Source organism: Amycolatopsis sp. CA-230715 (assembly GCF_018736145.1).
GTDB lineage: Bacteria > Actinomycetota > Actinomycetes > Mycobacteriales > Pseudonocardiaceae > Amycolatopsis.
This window is the reverse complement of sequence record NZ_CP059997.1, coordinates 5,488,408-5,503,429: the sequence shown is the minus strand read 5'-3', so window position 1 is coordinate 5,503,429 and position 15,022 is coordinate 5,488,408. Positions and strand designations below refer to the sequence as shown.

Annotated in this window: 16 protein-coding genes; 7 read left to right on the top strand and 9 right to left on the bottom strand. The window is 68.8% G+C overall.

From position 1 onward, the window contains the following. Positions 1-401 precede the first annotated feature (401 nt). The 3 genes from HUW46_RS26595 to HUW46_RS26585 form a co-directional block, all read right to left on the bottom strand. The gene (locus HUW46_RS26595) at positions 402-1,811 is read right to left on the bottom strand and encodes a S1C family serine protease (RefSeq protein ID WP_215541533.1); all 1,410 of its coding nucleotides are present in this window, start codon (positions 1,809-1,811) and stop codon (positions 402-404) included. A gap of 64 nt (positions 1,812-1,875) precedes the next feature. After that, positions 1,876-2,067, bottom strand: coding sequence for a hypothetical protein (locus HUW46_RS26590; RefSeq protein ID WP_215541532.1), 192 nt, complete (start codon positions 2,065-2,067; stop codon positions 1,876-1,878). 90 nt (positions 2,068-2,157) lie between these two features. After that, positions 2,158-5,307: a GH92 family glycosyl hydrolase gene (locus tag HUW46_RS26585; protein ID WP_215541531.1), complete on the bottom strand. Its 3,150-nt coding sequence runs from the start codon at positions 5,305-5,307 to the stop codon at positions 2,158-2,160. Between the two features lie 152 nt (positions 5,308-5,459). Here HUW46_RS26585 and HUW46_RS26580 point away from each other — a divergent pair, with 152 nt between their 5' ends. Both HUW46_RS26580 and HUW46_RS26575 read left to right on the top strand, forming a co-directional pair. Next, positions 5,460-6,428 (top strand): pirin family protein, encoded by a 969-nt coding sequence (locus tag HUW46_RS26580; protein WP_215541530.1) that lies wholly within the window; start codon positions 5,460-5,462, stop codon positions 6,426-6,428. 8 nt (positions 6,429-6,436) lie between these two features. Next, a complete protein-coding gene (locus tag HUW46_RS26575; protein ID WP_215541529.1) occupies positions 6,437-6,784 on the top strand; it encodes a GNAT family N-acetyltransferase in 348 nt (115 codons plus the stop codon). Here the strand turns inward: HUW46_RS26575 and HUW46_RS26570 are convergent. The 3 genes from HUW46_RS26570 to HUW46_RS26560 are packed head-to-tail and all read right to left on the bottom strand — an operon-like array spanning position 6,757 to position 9,263. After that, positions 6,757-7,332: a TetR/AcrR family transcriptional regulator gene (locus tag HUW46_RS26570; RefSeq protein ID WP_215541528.1), complete on the bottom strand. Its 576-nt coding sequence runs from the start codon at positions 7,330-7,332 to the stop codon at positions 6,757-6,759. The genes HUW46_RS26575 and HUW46_RS26570 overlap by 28 nt on opposite strands. Then, positions 7,319-8,632, bottom strand: coding sequence for a phenylacetate--CoA ligase family protein (locus HUW46_RS26565; RefSeq protein WP_215541527.1), 1,314 nt, complete (start codon positions 8,630-8,632; stop codon positions 7,319-7,321). Before HUW46_RS26565 ends, HUW46_RS26570 begins: the two co-directional genes overlap by 14 nt. A 40-nt stretch (positions 8,633-8,672) precedes the next feature. Continuing rightward, complete coding sequence (locus HUW46_RS26560; protein WP_215541526.1) at positions 8,673-9,263, bottom strand: TetR/AcrR family transcriptional regulator; 591 nt, start codon at positions 9,261-9,263, stop codon at positions 8,673-8,675. Between the two features lie 117 nt (positions 9,264-9,380). On the opposite strand from HUW46_RS26560, the gene HUW46_RS26555 reads away from it, so the two are divergent. Next, positions 9,381-10,430, top strand: a complete 1,050-nt coding sequence (locus tag HUW46_RS26555) for an NAD(P)-dependent alcohol dehydrogenase (RefSeq protein WP_215541525.1) — start codon at positions 9,381-9,383, stop codon at positions 10,428-10,430. 57 nt (positions 10,431-10,487) lie between these two features. On the opposite strand, the gene HUW46_RS26550 is transcribed toward HUW46_RS26555, so the two are convergent. Beyond that, complete coding sequence (locus HUW46_RS26550; protein ID WP_215541524.1) at positions 10,488-10,775, bottom strand: hypothetical protein; 288 nt, start codon at positions 10,773-10,775, stop codon at positions 10,488-10,490. Between the two features lie 152 nt (positions 10,776-10,927). Then, complete coding sequence (locus tag HUW46_RS26545; RefSeq protein ID WP_215541523.1) at positions 10,928-11,620, bottom strand: S1 family peptidase; 693 nt, start codon at positions 11,618-11,620, stop codon at positions 10,928-10,930. A 118-nt stretch (positions 11,621-11,738) separates the two neighbouring features. Between HUW46_RS26545 and HUW46_RS26540 the strand changes: the two genes are divergently transcribed. The 3 genes from HUW46_RS26540 to HUW46_RS26530 all read left to right on the top strand — a co-directional run bounded on the left by HUW46_RS26540 (position 11,739) and on the right by HUW46_RS26530 (position 13,646). Beyond that, positions 11,739-12,101 (top strand): DUF4186 domain-containing protein, encoded by a 363-nt coding sequence (locus HUW46_RS26540; protein ID WP_215541522.1) that lies wholly within the window; start codon positions 11,739-11,741, stop codon positions 12,099-12,101. 85 nt (positions 12,102-12,186) lie between these two features. Beyond that, complete coding sequence (locus HUW46_RS26535) at positions 12,187-12,801, top strand: hypothetical protein (RefSeq protein WP_215541521.1); 615 nt, start codon at positions 12,187-12,189, stop codon at positions 12,799-12,801. 47 nt (positions 12,802-12,848) lie between these two features. Further along, complete coding sequence (locus tag HUW46_RS26530; RefSeq protein WP_215541520.1) at positions 12,849-13,646, top strand: GNAT family N-acetyltransferase; 798 nt, start codon at positions 12,849-12,851, stop codon at positions 13,644-13,646. Here HUW46_RS26530 and HUW46_RS26525 read toward each other — a convergent pair. Further along, complete coding sequence (locus HUW46_RS26525; protein ID WP_215541519.1) at positions 13,621-13,983, bottom strand: winged helix-turn-helix transcriptional regulator; 363 nt, start codon at positions 13,981-13,983, stop codon at positions 13,621-13,623. The two genes, HUW46_RS26530 and HUW46_RS26525, sit on opposite strands and share 26 nt — an antisense overlap. A 92-nt stretch (positions 13,984-14,075) precedes the next feature. On the opposite strand from HUW46_RS26525, the gene HUW46_RS26520 reads away from it, so the two are divergent. Further along, positions 14,076-14,900 carry an SDR family oxidoreductase gene (locus HUW46_RS26520; RefSeq protein WP_215541518.1) on the top strand — a complete coding sequence of 275 codons (825 nt, stop codon included), beginning with the start codon at positions 14,076-14,078 and terminating at the stop codon, positions 14,898-14,900. Positions 14,901-15,022: the final 122 nt, after the last annotated feature.

Here is a 15,022-nt window from a genome sequence, read left to right as displayed (position 1 = left end):
AAAGGTGCCATACGATCCACTGGCCCCCATGGTGAAGCCCTCCCCCGCCACGGGTTTCCCCGCGGCCACCAAATCCCGGGCACGACGACACCGCAGTTCGTCGCCACGAACTGCGCCCACCGCATCCGAGATATCCGGCTCCCCAGACCGTGTGCCTCACCCGCCAAGCGAGCCGCCGACACTCCTGTCGGTTGGTTGCTCACCGGTTGGCGACCGAGGCATCTCTTTCACTATATACACGCCGACGACGACGGGGTAGCAGTTGAACTTTCCAGTGACGCAACGTCGTCAATCCCGTTCCCGACGTAGTTTTGGGCGCGTCAAACAATTGTGCGACAGAACACAGATCGGCGCCGGCCGGGTATGCGACCGGCGCCGATCCCCCTGCTCCCCGAAACCGGTCAGCGGCCCCCGAACCCCGGTATGCCGCCGAACGGGTTGCCCTGCTGCTCCTGCGGCTGCTGCGGCACCGTGGTCTGCTCGGTGTCGGTCGCGCTGCCGAGGGTCACCGTGACGTCCTGCTGCGAGCCGTCGGCGTGCTTGACCGTCACCGGCACCTGCTGGCCCGGCGTGTGCTTGAGCACCTCGGCCATCAGGTCCGCGTAGGAGTTGATCGGCGTCTTGTCGATCGAGAGGATCGTGTCGCCCTGCTTGATCCCCGCCTGTGCGGCGGGCCCGCCGTCCTGTACCCCGGCGAGCTGGGTGCCGCCGTCGGCCGAACCCGACTGGGCCTGCACGCTGCCGCTCACGCCCAGCACCGGCTTGGTCGCCTTGCCGTTCTGCATCAGCTCGTTCGCGATCTGCTTCGCCTTGTCGATCGGGATGGAGAACCCGAGTCCGTACGCCTGCAGCCCGCCGTTGGAGCTCTGCCCCGGCTCGACCGCGGAGTTCACCGCGACGACCTGGCCGTCCATGTTGACCAGCGGGCCACCCGAGTTGCCGGGGTTGATCGGGGCGTCGGTCTGGAGTCCGTTGTAGACGACCACGCCGCCGCCACCGTCCTCGCCGCCCGCCTTCACCGTCCGGCTCAGCGCGCTGATGATCCCGGCGGTCACCGTGTTGGACAGCTGCTCCGGGCTGCCGACCGCGGCGACCGGCTGGCCCACCTTCAGCGAGCTGGACTGGCCGAGCACGGCCGGGGTGAGGCCGCTGGCGTTGTCGAGCTTGATGACCGCGAGGTCGTAGGACGGCGCGGTGCCCTTGACCGTCGCGCTCAGCTTCTTCCCGTCGGCCGTGGTGACCTGGATCTTCCCGCCCTTCGCGGCGCTGGAGACGACGTGGTTGTTGGTCAGCACGTACCCGTCGGGGGTCAGGATGATCCCGGTGCCGGTGACCGTGCCCTGCTGCGTCGGGATCTTGATGTCGACCGTGAACTTCGTCGCGACCTCGGCCGCGTACGCCACCGAGCCCGCCTGTGAGGAGACCTGGCTCGCCGATGGCGGCTGCGAGGAGAGCACCGGCGGATTGTCGCCGCTCGCGAGCAGCGCGCTGCCCCCGATCCCGACGCCGCCGCCGATCAGGCCCGCGATGATGGCGGTCACCACGATCGGCGTCGACACCTTCCGCTTCGGCCTGGCCTGCGTCGCGACCGGAGCGGGCACGCCGTAGGGCTGCTGCTCGGGCGCGCCGTAAGGCGGAGCGGCCGCGCCCTGCTGGTGCCACCACGTCTGCGTAGGGGACGGCTGCGGCTGCGGTTGCTGGGGCTCGACGGGCGGCTGAGCCTGCGGCTGGTGCGCCTGCTCGGGGTGCGCCTGCGCGGGCTGCGCCTGCGGCTGCTGCGGCTCGTCCTGCGGTGGCAAGTTCTCGGTCATGCTCCCAAGATCGGGCCTGAACCTGAGAATCCGCGCAGAAGCGCCTTAGAACCGTCGATGAACCTCAGGCGCGTCGCCGCGAGGGCAGCCGGGAACCACGTTCCGAGGATCTGCTCGGCATCGAGATCCGGAACACCGGTTTCGACGCGTTCGGTGACGACGCGGTCCTCGACATCTCGCCCGCGGGCAGGGCGAAGCTGGCCGGGTACGGGGTGCTGGTGCACGACGAATGGTCACCGGCGGTAATCCGATCCACCGGCCAGGAGATCCTCGACGGCGCTGTCTCCCTGCCGCCGCTCACCAGCCAGGTTCACGGATATCGCGAGGAAGCGGCGAGCGACTGACCTCAGGCGGTTCCGATGGCGAAGACGTGCAGGTCCTTGTTCACCGGCAGCGTCACCTTCGCGACCTGCTTCCCCTCGGGCACTTCGAACGGCGCGGTCGCGTAGACGTACGCCGGGCCGCCGGGACCGCCGAACTGGTTGCGGTGGTCCGTTCGCGCGACGACGGTGTTGCCGAACACGGGCGAGCCGTCTCCGCCGGGCAGAACCCAGTCACCGAAGGACAAATCGGCCCGCGCGGTGCTCCCGTCGGTGAACGTGACGGTCGCCTCGCCGCGATGGTCGCCGTGGGTCGCCGCGCCGACGAACAGCAGGCGCTTACCCGCGGCGACGGTCACGGCCTGCCCGTTCGCGACCACGTTGTCCTTGCGGCCGGACGGGACGGCAGCCCAGGTCACCGAGGTCCCCGAGACGGGCAGCGTGGCGCCCGCCTTCAGCCCGGCGGCGGCGAGCGCCTGGCGCGAGTAGCTGTTGCCGTCGCCGTCGAAATCGCCCTGTCCCGCATCCGTGTCGTCCGAAACGCCCGCGTTGCCGTACGCCGCGGGGAAGCTTCCCTTGGGCGCGACCAGCACGATCACCGAAGCGCGCACGGGATCGCCGCTGCCCCGCACCGTCACCGGGATCTCGTGGTACCCGGGTGCGGCCGTCGGCGCCGCGGTGACCTCGAACTTCGCACTCCCCGCACCGGTGCACCCGTCCAGCGGCACCACCGGCAGCCCGCGCACGCCGAGGCCGGGCGGCGGAGCCGTGGTGACGAACAGCGCCGGATCCGCCCCGCCGAGCCGCTGACCGTCCACAGTGAACTGTCCGGAGCCGCCAGGCTCGACGGTGACCTGGTTCGGCGTCGCCGACGCGAGGAACGGGCGCTCCCCTTCGCGGTAGGAGGGCGGCGGCGCGTCGGCCGCCCATCGCGTGTCAGGAGTGGCGGCAAGGGAGAAGTCGAGCCGCCCGCCCGTGCGCACGACGTCGGACGGGAGGAAGGTGCGCTCCCAGTCGCGGCCGTTCAGCGCGAGTCCGTGCACGTACGGGGTTTCCGCCGAGGCCCGCGGCGCGCGGATGTCGAGATCGCGGCCGGGCAGGTCCAGCACGGCGCGTTCGAACAGCGGGCTGTGCACGGTCAGGTCGGCGGTGCCCGGTGTCGACGGGTAGATCCCGAGCGCGGCCCACACGTACCACGAGGACTGGGCGCCGAGGTCGTCGTTGCCCGGTTCGCCGTCCGGCGTGGCGTTGAACAGCGTCGTCGCGATCTTCCGCACGACCGACTGCGTCTTCCACGGCTGCCCGAGGTGGTTGTACAGCCACGGCACACCGAAGTCCGGCTCGTTGCCCGCCCACATGTACGGCTCGTTCGGGCCGACGTTGAGCTTGGTGAAGAACTCGTCGAGGCGCTCGGTGGCCGCCGCCCTGCCGCCCATCGCGGTGATCAGGCCGGCCGGGTTCTGCGGCACGAGCCAGGTGTACTGCGCGGCGTTGCCCTCGTCGAACCCGTCCTGGCCGAACTTGCCCGGCGGCGCGGGCTGGTAGGCGGGCCCGTCGGGGAAGCGGCCGTTCTCCCCGCGCGGCTGCAGGTACCCGGTCGAGGTGTTGAGGATGTGCTGCCAGTTCTGGCCGCGGCGGGCGAACTCGCGCGCGGTGCCGCGATCGCCCGCCGCCTTCGCGAGCTGTGCGATGGCGAAGTCGTCGATCGCCCATTCCAGCGTGATCGACGCGCCGACGCGGGCGTGGTCGCCCCGTGCGTCGTTGTTGTTCGGCGCGTACCCGCGCGCGACGTAGTTTTCGACCCCGCGCCGCTCCTGGTAGGCGCCGGGCGTGTGATCGACCGTGGTCGCGCCCTTGACCAGGTACTTCAACGCGGTCGGCAGATCGAAGTCCCGCGCGCCGAAGGCGTACAGGTTCGCGATGAGCGGCACGGAGTTGTCGCCGGTCATCTGCCCGGTGTAGTCGTTGGCCATCGGCCACCTCGGCCACCAGCCGCCCTGGACGGCGTCGTTGGTGAGCGACTGCGCCATGTCGCTTGCCTCGCGCGGGAACAGCATGGCGTGCAACGGGGCGAGCGAGCGGTAGGTGTCCCAGTCGGAGAAGTTCGCGTACTGGGTGCGGCCGGGCGGCAGGGTGCGGATCCTGTCGTCGAAGCCGAGGTACCGGCCGTCGGCGTCGTTGAACGTGTTGGGATGCTGCAACGAGTGGTAGAGCGCGGTGTAGAACGTCTTGAGCTGCGCGGTGTCCCGCCCGGCGACCCTGATCCTGCCCAGCGCGCCGGACCAGCGTGCCCGCGTGTCCGAGCGCACCGCGTTCGCGTCCCAGCCGGGTACCTCCGCCACCATGTTCGCCTTCGCCCCCGATACGTCCACATAGGACATCGAGACCTTGGCGCGCACCACGTCTCCGCCGAAGGTCAGGTACGCGCCCGCCTTCGGAGCGTCCACAGTGGAGGATCCAGGGGTGACCTTCTTGCCGTCCCAGGTCCCGTGCGCGGTGAACGGCTGGTCGAAGGTGATGGCGTAGTGGACCGTGTACTTGTTGGGCTTGCCGCAGAAGTTGCCGGTGGTCGCGGAGCCGGTGACTTCCCGGTCACCGGTGACCGCGAGATCCGCCCGCGAATTGCCCGCGAGGCTCGCGCCACCCTTGACCAGCACCTGCCGCGCGCCCTCGGCGGGGAAGGTGAAGGTGGCGAGCCCGGTGCGGGTGGTCGCGGTCAGCTCCGCGCGCACCTTCGAATCGGCGAGCGTCACCGCGTAGTAGCCGGGTTCCGCCCGCTCGCCGTCGTGGGAGAAGTGCTCCGTCCGATCCCACGGCGCGGCCCCGAGGTCACCGGTGACCGGCAAGATGGGGACGTCCCCGAATGCGTTGCAGCCGACCGAGGCGTGGTCGAGGCTGAACCCGCGGATCTGGTCGCTGTGGTACTGGTAGCCCGCGTAGGCGCCCTTGGTGTCCGGCGAGAACTGCATCATCCCGAACGGCACCGCGGCGCCGGGGAAGTTGTTGATCTCGCCGACCGAGCTGCCGCCGGTGCCGGTCCCGATGAACGGATCCACGTACGAAGCGGGGTCCGCCACCAGTGGCGCCTCTCCCTGCGCCGCCGAAACGGGGAGCACCCCGGTTAGTATCACCGACGCGAACACGGCCGCGAGGCCGGACTTCTTGCGAACCCCCATGAACGCCTCCCGGATTCCGGTCGCACCGGTGGTGACGATTCGCGACGGCCCGACCACCGGTCAAGGCTTTGACAAAGATCTGACCACCCGCGCGAGCGAATCCCCTCTTCGGACGAAGGCGGTTACGATCACCAGGAGGAAGGGAGAACGCCTTGAGCAACACCGAAACGGCTCCCGACGAGCTGGTCTGCGGTGAGCGGCCGGGACACGCGGTCTCGGTGCTCGAACCGCGCGAGGTGCCGCTCGGCGGCCCGCGCGCGATGACCGTGCGGCGCACTCTTCCGCAACGGGCGCGCTCGCTCATCGGCGCTTGGTGCTTCGCCGACCACTACGGCCCCGCCGACGTGGCGAAAACGGGCGGGATGGACGTCGCGCCCCACCCCCACACCGGCCTGCAGACCGCGAGCTGGCTGTTCAGCGGCGAAATCGAGCACCGCGACAGCCTCGGCACGCACGCGATGGTGCGGCCGGGCGAGCTGAACCTGATGACCGGCGGGCACGGCATCTGCCATTCGGAGGTGTCGACGCCGGGCACCACGATCCTGCACGGCGTCCAGCTCTGGATCGCGCTGCCGGACGAGCACCGGCACGCACCGCGCGCGTTCCGGCACTACGCACCGCCGGTACGCGACCTCGGCGACGCGTCGGCGCGCGTGTTCCTCGGCTCCCTAGCGGGGGAAACCTCGCCCGTCGAGACCTTCACACCGCTGCTCGGCGCCGAGCTGGCCCTGGACCCCGGCGCCCGGCTTTCGCTCGCCGTCGACCCGTCGTTCGAGCACGGCGTGCTGGTCGACCTCGGCGCGGTTTCCCTGGACGGCATCGATCTCGCCACCGCGGAACTCGGCTACGCGGGCCCTGGCCGCGACGCGCTCGAACTGGTGAACCGCGGCGACGAGCCCGCCCGGGTGCTGCTTCTCGGCGGCCCGCCGTTCGGCGAGGAGATCGTGATGTGGTGGAACTTCGTAGGCCGCGACCACGAGGAAATCGCCGCGTTCCGCGAAGCGTGGCAGGCCGGGTCCGACCAGTTCGGCCGGGTCGAAGGCTTCGAGGGCACCCCGCAGCGCCTTCCCGCGCCCGCGCTGCCGAACACCCGGCTCGTGCCGCGGCGCAACCCGAAGTGAGGAGCACTATGTCCACTGTGGACAACAACACCGGTGAACACCGCTACGAGATCTCCGTGGACGGCGAACTGGCCGGGTTCACCGCGTACCGCGACCACGGCGAGCAGCGGGTGTTCCACCACACCGAGATCGGCGACGCGTTCGGCGGCCGCGGGCTGAGCACGGAACTGGTCGCGCAGGCACTCGCGGACACCCGCGACGCGGGGAAGCGGATCGTCGGCGTGTGCCCGTTCGTCGCCGCCTTCCTGCGGAAACACCCGGAGTTCGCCGAGCACAGCGATCCCGCGACGCCCGAAGTGCTGGCGTGGCTGAAGGAGCAGCTCGGAGATCACAGCGGCAGCCCGCGTTCGAGGTAGCCCAGCGCTTCGTCCAGTGTGGACAGATCGGGTAGTTCCGGCCGTTCCGACCAGCTGAGCCACACCTGCAGCATGATGCCGAACACGGCGCCGACGAAGCTGAGGACGGCGGGATCGTCCTCGGCTCGCCCGGTGCGTTCGGCCACCAAGGAAGCCAGCATCGCCTGGTTGGCCTTGATGTTGTCCAGGCTCGCGGCCCACAGCTCCGGCACGGTGAGCACGAGCAGCCTGGTGTCCCGCCGCTCGGCCAGCTCCACTTCGGACAGTCCGGCGAACGCGGCGCGGAACGCCGCGCGAACGGCTTGGACCGGGCTCAGTTCCGGCGGCTGCGCGCGGAAGGCGTCGGCCACCGCCGGGTCGGCGCCATCGGAAACGATCAGGCGTTCCTTCGTCGCGAAGTACCGGAACACCGTGCTCGGCGACACCTCCGCCGCCTCGGCGACCTGCTCGACGGTCGTCTCGGCGTAGCCGCGCTCGGTGAACAGGCGCAGCGCGTGCCGCCGGATCGTCTCCTTGGTCTGGATCTTCTTGCGCTCACGAAGGGACACCGCCCACCTCCAACGGGATCACCGAAAGGTACTTGCCCCCGGCGCTCTGCCGCGGCGGCTCGTCGTCGCGAGACACGGAGACCGCGTCGAGTCCTTGCCCGGCAAGGAGTTCTTCGACGCTCTTGCGAACGTCGTGCCACACCGCGTCACCGTCGAAACCGGACACGACGGCGAGCCGGATCCACAGCTCCGCCCGCGCGGTCTGGACCACCTGGAACAACCCGACGCCCGGCACGTGGTCGACGGCGGTGTTCAGTGCCAGCGGGGAAACGCGCACGGTTTCGCCGCCGGGCGCGGCAAAAGCCAGCAGGCTCGCGGACCGGCCCTCGACGCGGAACGCGGGCGCTTCGTCACCGCACGGACACGGATCGGGCCGCTGCACCACGCTGTCGCCGAGGTCGTAGCGCAGGATCGGCTGCACCCGGTTGGCGAGGTTGCTGATCAGCGCCGTGTGCGAGGGCTCGCCCGCCGGGACGGGCCGGTACTCCTCGTCGACCGGTTCGAGGATCGCCCACGAAGCGTTGACGTGGAACCAACCTTCGGCGCATCCCCTAGTCAGGAATGGGCATTCGGTGGCGCCGTAAGTGCTGCGGACCTTCGCCCCGAACGCCGCGGCCATGCGCGTGGTCTCGGCCGGGGTGAGCCCTTCGCCCGCCGGTTCCACCAGTACTGGGGAGATCCCCAGTTGTCCCGCTTCCTGCGCGTCGGCCAGCAGGGACAGCACGCTCGCGTAGCCGATCAGGATCGACGGCCGGAAGCGGTTGAGGTCCTCGACGAGTTCCGCGATCGGGGCGTGCACGGAGAACGCGCGGACGCGGTCGCGCGTCAGCGGGCTGGCGAAGAGCCGCTCCGAACCCGCCGCCACCAGGAAGTGCCCACCGGTGGCGACGACCATCCCGATCCGGGGCCCGCCTCGCAGCACCTTCGCGGCGCCCGCAACACCGAGCCAGGACGCCCGCATCTTCCCCGCCAGCGCGACGTTCACGCGCAGCGCCCGCTCGTCCACGACGAAGATGCCGGGCGCGCCGGTGGTCCCGGAGGTGGTGACGAGCGTGTAGTGCCCGACGAAGCGCTGCCCGGCCAGCTCGGGGTCCGCGACGAACCGCTGCGCGCGCTCCCAGGTCACGGCCGGATCGGTGACCCAGTCGTCGAACTCGGGCATGAGGATCTTCTTGCTGGTCACCGGGAGCAGCGCCGGATCGTCGACGCGCTCGGGCAGGTCGCGGTACCGCCGCCGGTACCAGGGTGACCGCGTCCGCGCGTAGGCGACCAGATCGGCGAGCCGATCGGACCGGTGCATGACCCCTCCAGAAACTGAAAGTTGACTCTCACTTAAGAGCCTACTCCGAATTTCTGCCCCGGATCACCACCCTGGCCGCTTCCTCGGACTTCTCGACGACGAGATCCTTGCTGTACCCGTGCGTTTCGAGGACGCCGTCGAGGTAGAACGTGGCGTAGCCGTGGGCCTGCGCGAGAAGCTGCTCCATCAGCGCCAGGCCCGACTGCGCGTCCGGTGCCGCGGCGAACGAGAGCGTGAGCAGCTCGTCCATCAGCGCTCGCGTGTGCCCGTGCAGTTCGGCGTACTTCGGGCCGAGCAGGCCATCGGCGTAGATCACGTGCAGCCCGGCGCGGCGTTCGATCATGTACCGGGTGTAGGCGCCGAAGGCGGCGGCGAGCTTGCCGACCGGGTCGTCCCGCGCCGCGGCCGCCGCGCGGATCCGGTCCGCGAGCTGATCCGCGACCGCCATCGCGACGGCCGCCAGCAGCGCGTCCCGGTCGGCGAAGTGGCGGTACGGCGCCGCCTGGCTCACCCCCGCTCGCCTGGCGATCTCGGCGACCGAAAACGCACCGATGCCCTGTTCGGCGATCAGGGTGAGCGACGTCTCCACGAGCGTCGCGCGCAGGTCGCCGTGGTGATAACCGCGTGCCATCGGCTCAGCTCACATCCTTCCGGCTTGCCGCAATGTTATACCCTTCTTACACTCGATCACGTATTCACGTCCGACCATGTATTGCGCCCGGGTTTCCGGGACTCGATGGAGGGTTTCATGTCAACGACTCACGCGATCGCCGCACCGGGACCGGGCCAGCCGCTCGAACCGACCACGATCGAACGCCGTGAGCTCCGCGGTGAGGACGTGCGGATCGACATCAGCTTCGCGGGCATCTGCCACAGTGACATCCACCAGGCGAAGCAGGAGTGGGGCAAGGCCATCTTCCCGATGGTCCCCGGTCACGAGATCGCGGGCGTGGTGTCCGCGGTCGGCTCCGCGGTGACGAAGTACCAGGTGGGCGACCGCGTCGGCGTCGGCTGCATGGTCGACTCGTGCGGCGAGTGCGAGTACTGCGTCGCCGGTAGCGAGCAGTTCTGCGTCAAGGGCAACATCCAGACCTACAACGGCGTCGGCTTCGACGGCGAGAACACCTACGGCGGGTACAGCCGCCAGATCGTGGTGAAGGAGTCGTTCGTCTGCCGCATCCCCGAAGGGATCGAGCTCGACGTGGCCGCGCCCCTGCTGTGCGCGGGCATCACCACCTACTCCCCGCTGCACCAGTGGAAAGCCGGTCCCGGCAAGAAGGTCGCCGTGGTCGGCCTCGGCGGGCTCGGCCACATGGCGGTGAAGATCGCGGCCGCGATGGGCGCGGAGGTCACCGTGCTGAGCCAGAGCCTGAAGAAGCAGGAAGACGGCCTCAAACTCGGCGCGCAGCACTACTACGCGACGGGTGACGAGTCGACCTTCAAGACGCTCCGCGGCACGTTCGACATCATCCTGAACACGGTTTCCGCCGAACTGCCCATCGACGCCTATCTCTCGCTGCTGCGGGTCGGCGGCGCCATGGTGAACGTCGGCGCACCGGCGAACTCGTTGTCCTACAACGCCTTCTCGCTGCTCGGCGGGAACAAGGTGCTCGCGGGCTCGATGATCGGCGGCATCCCGGAGACGCAGGAGATGCTGGACTTCTGCGCCGAGCACGGCATCGGCGCCGAGATCGAGGTCATCGACGCGGAGCAGGTCAACACCGCCTACGAGCGGGTCGAGAACAGCGATGTCCGGTACCGCTTCGTCATCGACGCGGCGACCATCGGCAAGGAGTGAACACGGCGGTGAGCACCGGCTCCTACCAGCCGGTGCCCACCGTCCACATCAGACTGCTCAGTATTCGCGCCACAGTTCGAAGCTGTGGATCGCCGGGATGTCGCGGCAGTCGTACGGGCGGTCCTTGTTCTCCTGCTCGTTCTTGGCCCGTGCCACCGATTCGCAGCCCAGTTTCACGAACGGCTTGTCGTTGTCGTTGTTGTACGCGAACGACTGCACGTAGACCCAGGTCCCCTGCGCGGTGACCTCGCCACCGGTGCTGGCGACCGCCGAAGCGGGTGCGAGCAGCGCGGCACCGGCGAGCGGGAGCGCGATGCCGAGAGTGGCCACAAACTTGCGATTCACCGAAAATCCCCTTGGTTCGTCGGCCGGAAAGGCTTCTGCCACTGTGGATGTTGGCAGAAATTCCCTGCCGGAACGGCCGCGAAGGTACTTTTGGCTGTCGCTTCTGTCCGAACGTCCGCTCAGACCCCGGTGACCTGCCGGATCCAGGCCAGCTACGAGAACACGTCGCCGCCGCCCGCGATGCGCTCGCGATCGGAGTTGGCGAAGACACCGACCAGGGTGTCCTCGTTCCCGGCACCGGTGGCCATGATCGGCCCGCCGGAGTCACCGCCCGCGGGTACCCCGGAAACGCTCTCCGCGCAGAAATCCGTGCCGCCGGGCTCGACGATCCCCTCGCACCGAGGGTCGTTTTCGGGGAGGATCCTCAGTTCGGACTGCTTGAGCACGTCGGACTGGCAGGTGTTCTCGTCACCGGTACAGGTGGCGCCCCAGCCGAGCTGCCGGACGTTCTGCCCGGCGCGCACCGGCTCCGAGGCGAGCAGCTTCGCCGGCGTGACGTCCATCGGCGGAACCTTGATCAGCATCATGTCCGCGACGTCGCTGCCCTTCCGGCTGCCCTGCACCGGGTGAACCACTTTCCCCGTCCGCTGATCGAGGCTGCCGACGTGGAATTCGATTCGTTCGTCCGCGATTTCTTGGGCGGTTTCGAAGAAGCAGTGCGACGCGCTGATGATCCATTCACGACTGATCGCGGTTCCCGTGCATTCGGGTTTACCGTCGACCAGCATCCGCACGGCCCACGGCCCGTGAGTGGCGACCGAACCGCCGATCACCGCGGAGGCCGCGGGCGCCGGGAGTACCGCAGCGAGCGCCAGCAGGGGCAGCAGAACCGTCAACCGTTTCATGGGAGTCCTTTTCTCGATCCGTATTCCCTTGCTACCAGCGCTCCGTGGTTACGCGCAGCGCGAGCGGTGGCTCCTTGCCCGATCGGACACGAATCGCAGTTCGGGTACCGTCGGCACCATGCCCGACGAGCTGGACCAGCGGCTCGCGCGGATCGCCCGCACCCCGTTCCGCGCGAAGTTCCACCTGCGCGCGCACGAACGCGCTTCGGTCGAGGAACGCGGCATGGCCACCATGCGGGTGCACGCTCGCGACCTGATCTTCAAACGGCTCGCACCCGCGTCGCCGTACCGCGACGGCAAGCAGACGCCCTACCGCGGGCACCCCGTCTTCATCGCGCAGCACGCGACCGGCACCTGCTGCCGCTCGTGCCTGCAGCGCTGCCACGACATCCCGAAGGGCCACGAGCTCACGAACGACGAGCAGGCCTACGTCGTCGACGTGATCTGCCGGTGGATCGGGAACGAGTGCGCGCACCCCTAGGGGGTGGATCACGGGGCTTCCCCGATGTGCGGCGCGCTCCCGCCTGCGACAGTGATACCCGTCACCGGCTGGGAGGACGGGGAAGATGATGGTGCGACGAAGTTTCCTGGCCGCGCCCGCGCTGCTGCTGGCGGGTGTGCTCGCGATGAAGTTCGGCTGGAAGGGCAACGACGATCTCGGCTGGGGTCTCGCGCTTCCACTGTGGACGGTCGCGCACGTGCTGTACGTGCTGGGCTACCTCGGTTTCGGTGTCGTGCTGGTGTCGTTGTGGTCGCGGGCGCGCAAGGCGGCCGCCGGCCCGCTCGACCGGGCTGGGGTCGAAACCGTTTCGGCCGTCGGCGGGATCGGGTTGATCGCGATGCTCGGGCAGATGGTGATCGACCTCGTCGTGGGATTCCGCGCGCCGGATCGCGCGGGCATGTCGGCGATCTCGAAGTCCATTCACGACATCCCCGGTTTCGGGTTCTTCTACGGGTTGGTGCCCGCGCTGCTGTTCGTCGCGGCGACACTGCTGATCGCGTTCCTCGCGGTGCACCGCCGGGTCCCGGTGTGGCCCGCCGCGGTGTTCGCCATCGGGAGCTTCTGCGTCGGCACGGGTGTCACGGCGTTGATGATCGGTGGCGGCGTGGCGCTGTGCGTGGCACTCCCGGCTCTCGCTCCGAACGCTACGGGCCCGGCCCGCGCGACGGCCGCCGCGTAGTCGAATTCGGGTTGGCCTGTGCCGGTTCGGCACGTAGCTTGGGGACTGTGGACTCGCTGGGCTTTCGGACCGATCTCATGCTGCTCGCGTTGCAGGGCAGCGAAATCACCTCGCACGATGGGCACGTCGTCGTGCGAACGCCGGAAAATCCCAGCTACCACAGCGGAAACTTCCTCCTGCTGATCGCGCCACCCGCTCCGGGGGCGGTGTCCTCGTGGGTCGCGGAGTTCTCGCGCGAGTTTCCGGACGCGTCGCACCTGCTGCTCGGCGTGGACGGCACCGCGGGTGAGTTCGGTTCGCCGGACGAAGTCGCGGCCGCCGGGCTGATCCCGGATCTGAGCACGGTCATGACGGCGTCTTCGGTGCATCTTCCGTTGCATCCCAACGAATCCGCGACGTTCCGCATGCTGACGCCCGAAGACTGGGCACCGATGACCGAGATGCGCGAGGCGTGCAACGTCGACCACGAGCCTGCCGCGTACCGCGCGTTCGTGCGGCCCAAGATGGCTGCTCTGCGGCGGCTGCAGGAGGAGGGGCACGGGGGTTGGTTCGGGGCCTTCCTCGACGGCCTGCCGGTGGCAGGGCTCGGGATCTTCACCGACGGGTCCGGGATCGCGCGGTTCCAGAGCGTCAACACGCTGCCGGGGTACTGGCGGCAGGGACTCGCGGGGACGCTTGTCTACGAGGCTTCCCGTTACGCGTTCTCCCGGCTCGGGGTTCGTACGCTGGTCATGGTCGCCGATCCCGACGATGCCGCGATCCGGCTGTACAGGTCCTTGGGGTTCGAGGATTCGGAGACGCAGGCTCAGCTGTTCCGTCCTACCTCGCCGACAACCGCTGGGTGATCCGGTCGAACAGTTCCCCCAGCGGCTCGCCGAGATCGCGGCCGAACTCGGTCAGCCCGTACGTGACCTGAGGTGGCGTGGTCGGCTCGACCTTCCGCCAGATCAGGCCGTCCTGCGCCAGCGCGCGCAGGGTCTGCGCGAGCATCTTTTCGCTGATGCCCCGGATGCTCTCGCGCAGCTCGAAGAACCGAAGATCGCCGCTCTGCAAGGAGATCAGCACCCAGATCCCCCACCGGCTGGTCACGTGATCCACCACGTCGCGCGCCGGGCAGTCGGTGTGAAACACCTCATACCGCTGGCCTGACTCGGCCCACCTGCGCTGCACGCCTTCCACCATGTCATGAGCTTACCTCAAGGTATGTACTTACCAGAAGTTAGCGCGACTCCTAGCGTCGTGACCACAGTGGACATCGAGGTTGGGAGCTGATCATGATCGTGGTGACCGGGGCCACCGGGAACATCGGCGTGCCGTTGGTGCGGGCGCTGACTTCGGCGGGCGAACAGGTGACGGCGGTGTCGCGGCATCCGGCACCGGACGTTTCTCGCCACGTCGTGGCCGACCTGGCCGAGCCCGCCAGTCTCGAACCCGCGTTGGCCGGGGCGAAAGCGTTGTTCCTGCTGCTGTCCGGCGATCTGCACACCGTCGGAGCTGACATCATCGCGCGAGCCGCGGCCAGCGGAGTTCGCCGGATCGTCCTGCTCTCCTCGCAGGGTGTGGCGACCAGACCACAGGACCCGACCCGGATCGCGGTGCGCGCGGTGGAAGACGCGCTGCGGGAGTCCGGTCTGGAGTGGACCATCCTGCGGCCGGGCGGGTTCGCGTCCAACGCCTTGTGGTGGGCTTCATCCGTTCGTACGCGACGTGTTGTTGCCGCGCCCTTTGGTGACGTGGGGGTGCCGATCGTCGATCCATTGGATATTGCCGAGGTCGCGGCGGCTTGTCTTCTGGATTCCACTCATGCTGGTGGCGTGTACGAGTTGACTGGGCCCGAGGTGATCACGCCGCGGCAGCAGGCTTCGGCCATTGCTTCTGCATTGGGGTCTTCTGTGGAGTTTCACGAGTTGACCCGTGAGGAGGCTGCCGAGGGTATGGCGTTGAGTATGCCTCTGGAACTCGCTGGGGCTACTTTGGACATTCTCGGTTCTGCTACTGAGGCTGAGTTGCGGGTCAGTCCGGATGTTGAGCGGGTTCTTGGGCGGGCTCCTCGGTCGTTTGCTGAGTGGGTAGAGCGTCATGTTTCCGTGTTTCGGTAAGTTTCTGTTTTTGGTGGGCACGGTGAGAGTTTCAGGCACGCCTGCGGCGCGCCGTTGGCAACTGCCGCTCCTCGGTGCGGGTTCCGTCGTTGGTCACCAGCGGCAGTTGCCAACGGAACGAA

Bases quoted from the DNA above. Each gene is read 5' to 3' on its own strand.
- HUW46_RS26595 (WP_215541533.1), bottom strand. From the start codon at position 1,811: ATGACCGAGAACTTGCCACCGCAGGACGAGCCGCAGCAGCCGCAGGCG.
- HUW46_RS26585 (WP_215541531.1), bottom strand. From the start codon at position 5,307: ATGGGGGTTCGCAAGAAGTCCGGCCTCGCGGCCGTGTTCGCGTCGGTG.
- HUW46_RS26575 (WP_215541529.1), top strand. From the start codon at position 6,437: ATGTCCACTGTGGACAACAACACCGGTGAACACCGCTACGAGATCTCC.
- HUW46_RS26565 (WP_215541527.1), bottom strand. From the start codon at position 8,632: ATGCACCGGTCCGATCGGCTCGCCGATCTGGTCGCCTACGCGCGGACG.
- HUW46_RS26560 (WP_215541526.1), bottom strand. From the start codon at position 9,263: ATGGCACGCGGTTATCACCACGGCGACCTGCGCGCGACGCTCGTGGAG.
- HUW46_RS26555 (WP_215541525.1), top strand. From the start codon at position 9,381: ATGTCAACGACTCACGCGATCGCCGCACCGGGACCGGGCCAGCCGCTC.
- HUW46_RS26545 (WP_215541523.1), bottom strand. From the start codon at position 11,620: ATGAAACGGTTGACGGTTCTGCTGCCCCTGCTGGCGCTCGCTGCGGTA.
- HUW46_RS26540 (WP_215541522.1), top strand. From the start codon at position 11,739: ATGCCCGACGAGCTGGACCAGCGGCTCGCGCGGATCGCCCGCACCCCG.
- HUW46_RS26535 (WP_215541521.1), top strand. From the start codon at position 12,187: ATGATGGTGCGACGAAGTTTCCTGGCCGCGCCCGCGCTGCTGCTGGCG.
- HUW46_RS26525 (WP_215541519.1), bottom strand. From the start codon at position 13,983: ATGGTGGAAGGCGTGCAGCGCAGGTGGGCCGAGTCAGGCCAGCGGTAT.
- HUW46_RS26520 (WP_215541518.1), top strand. From the start codon at position 14,076: ATGATCGTGGTGACCGGGGCCACCGGGAACATCGGCGTGCCGTTGGTG.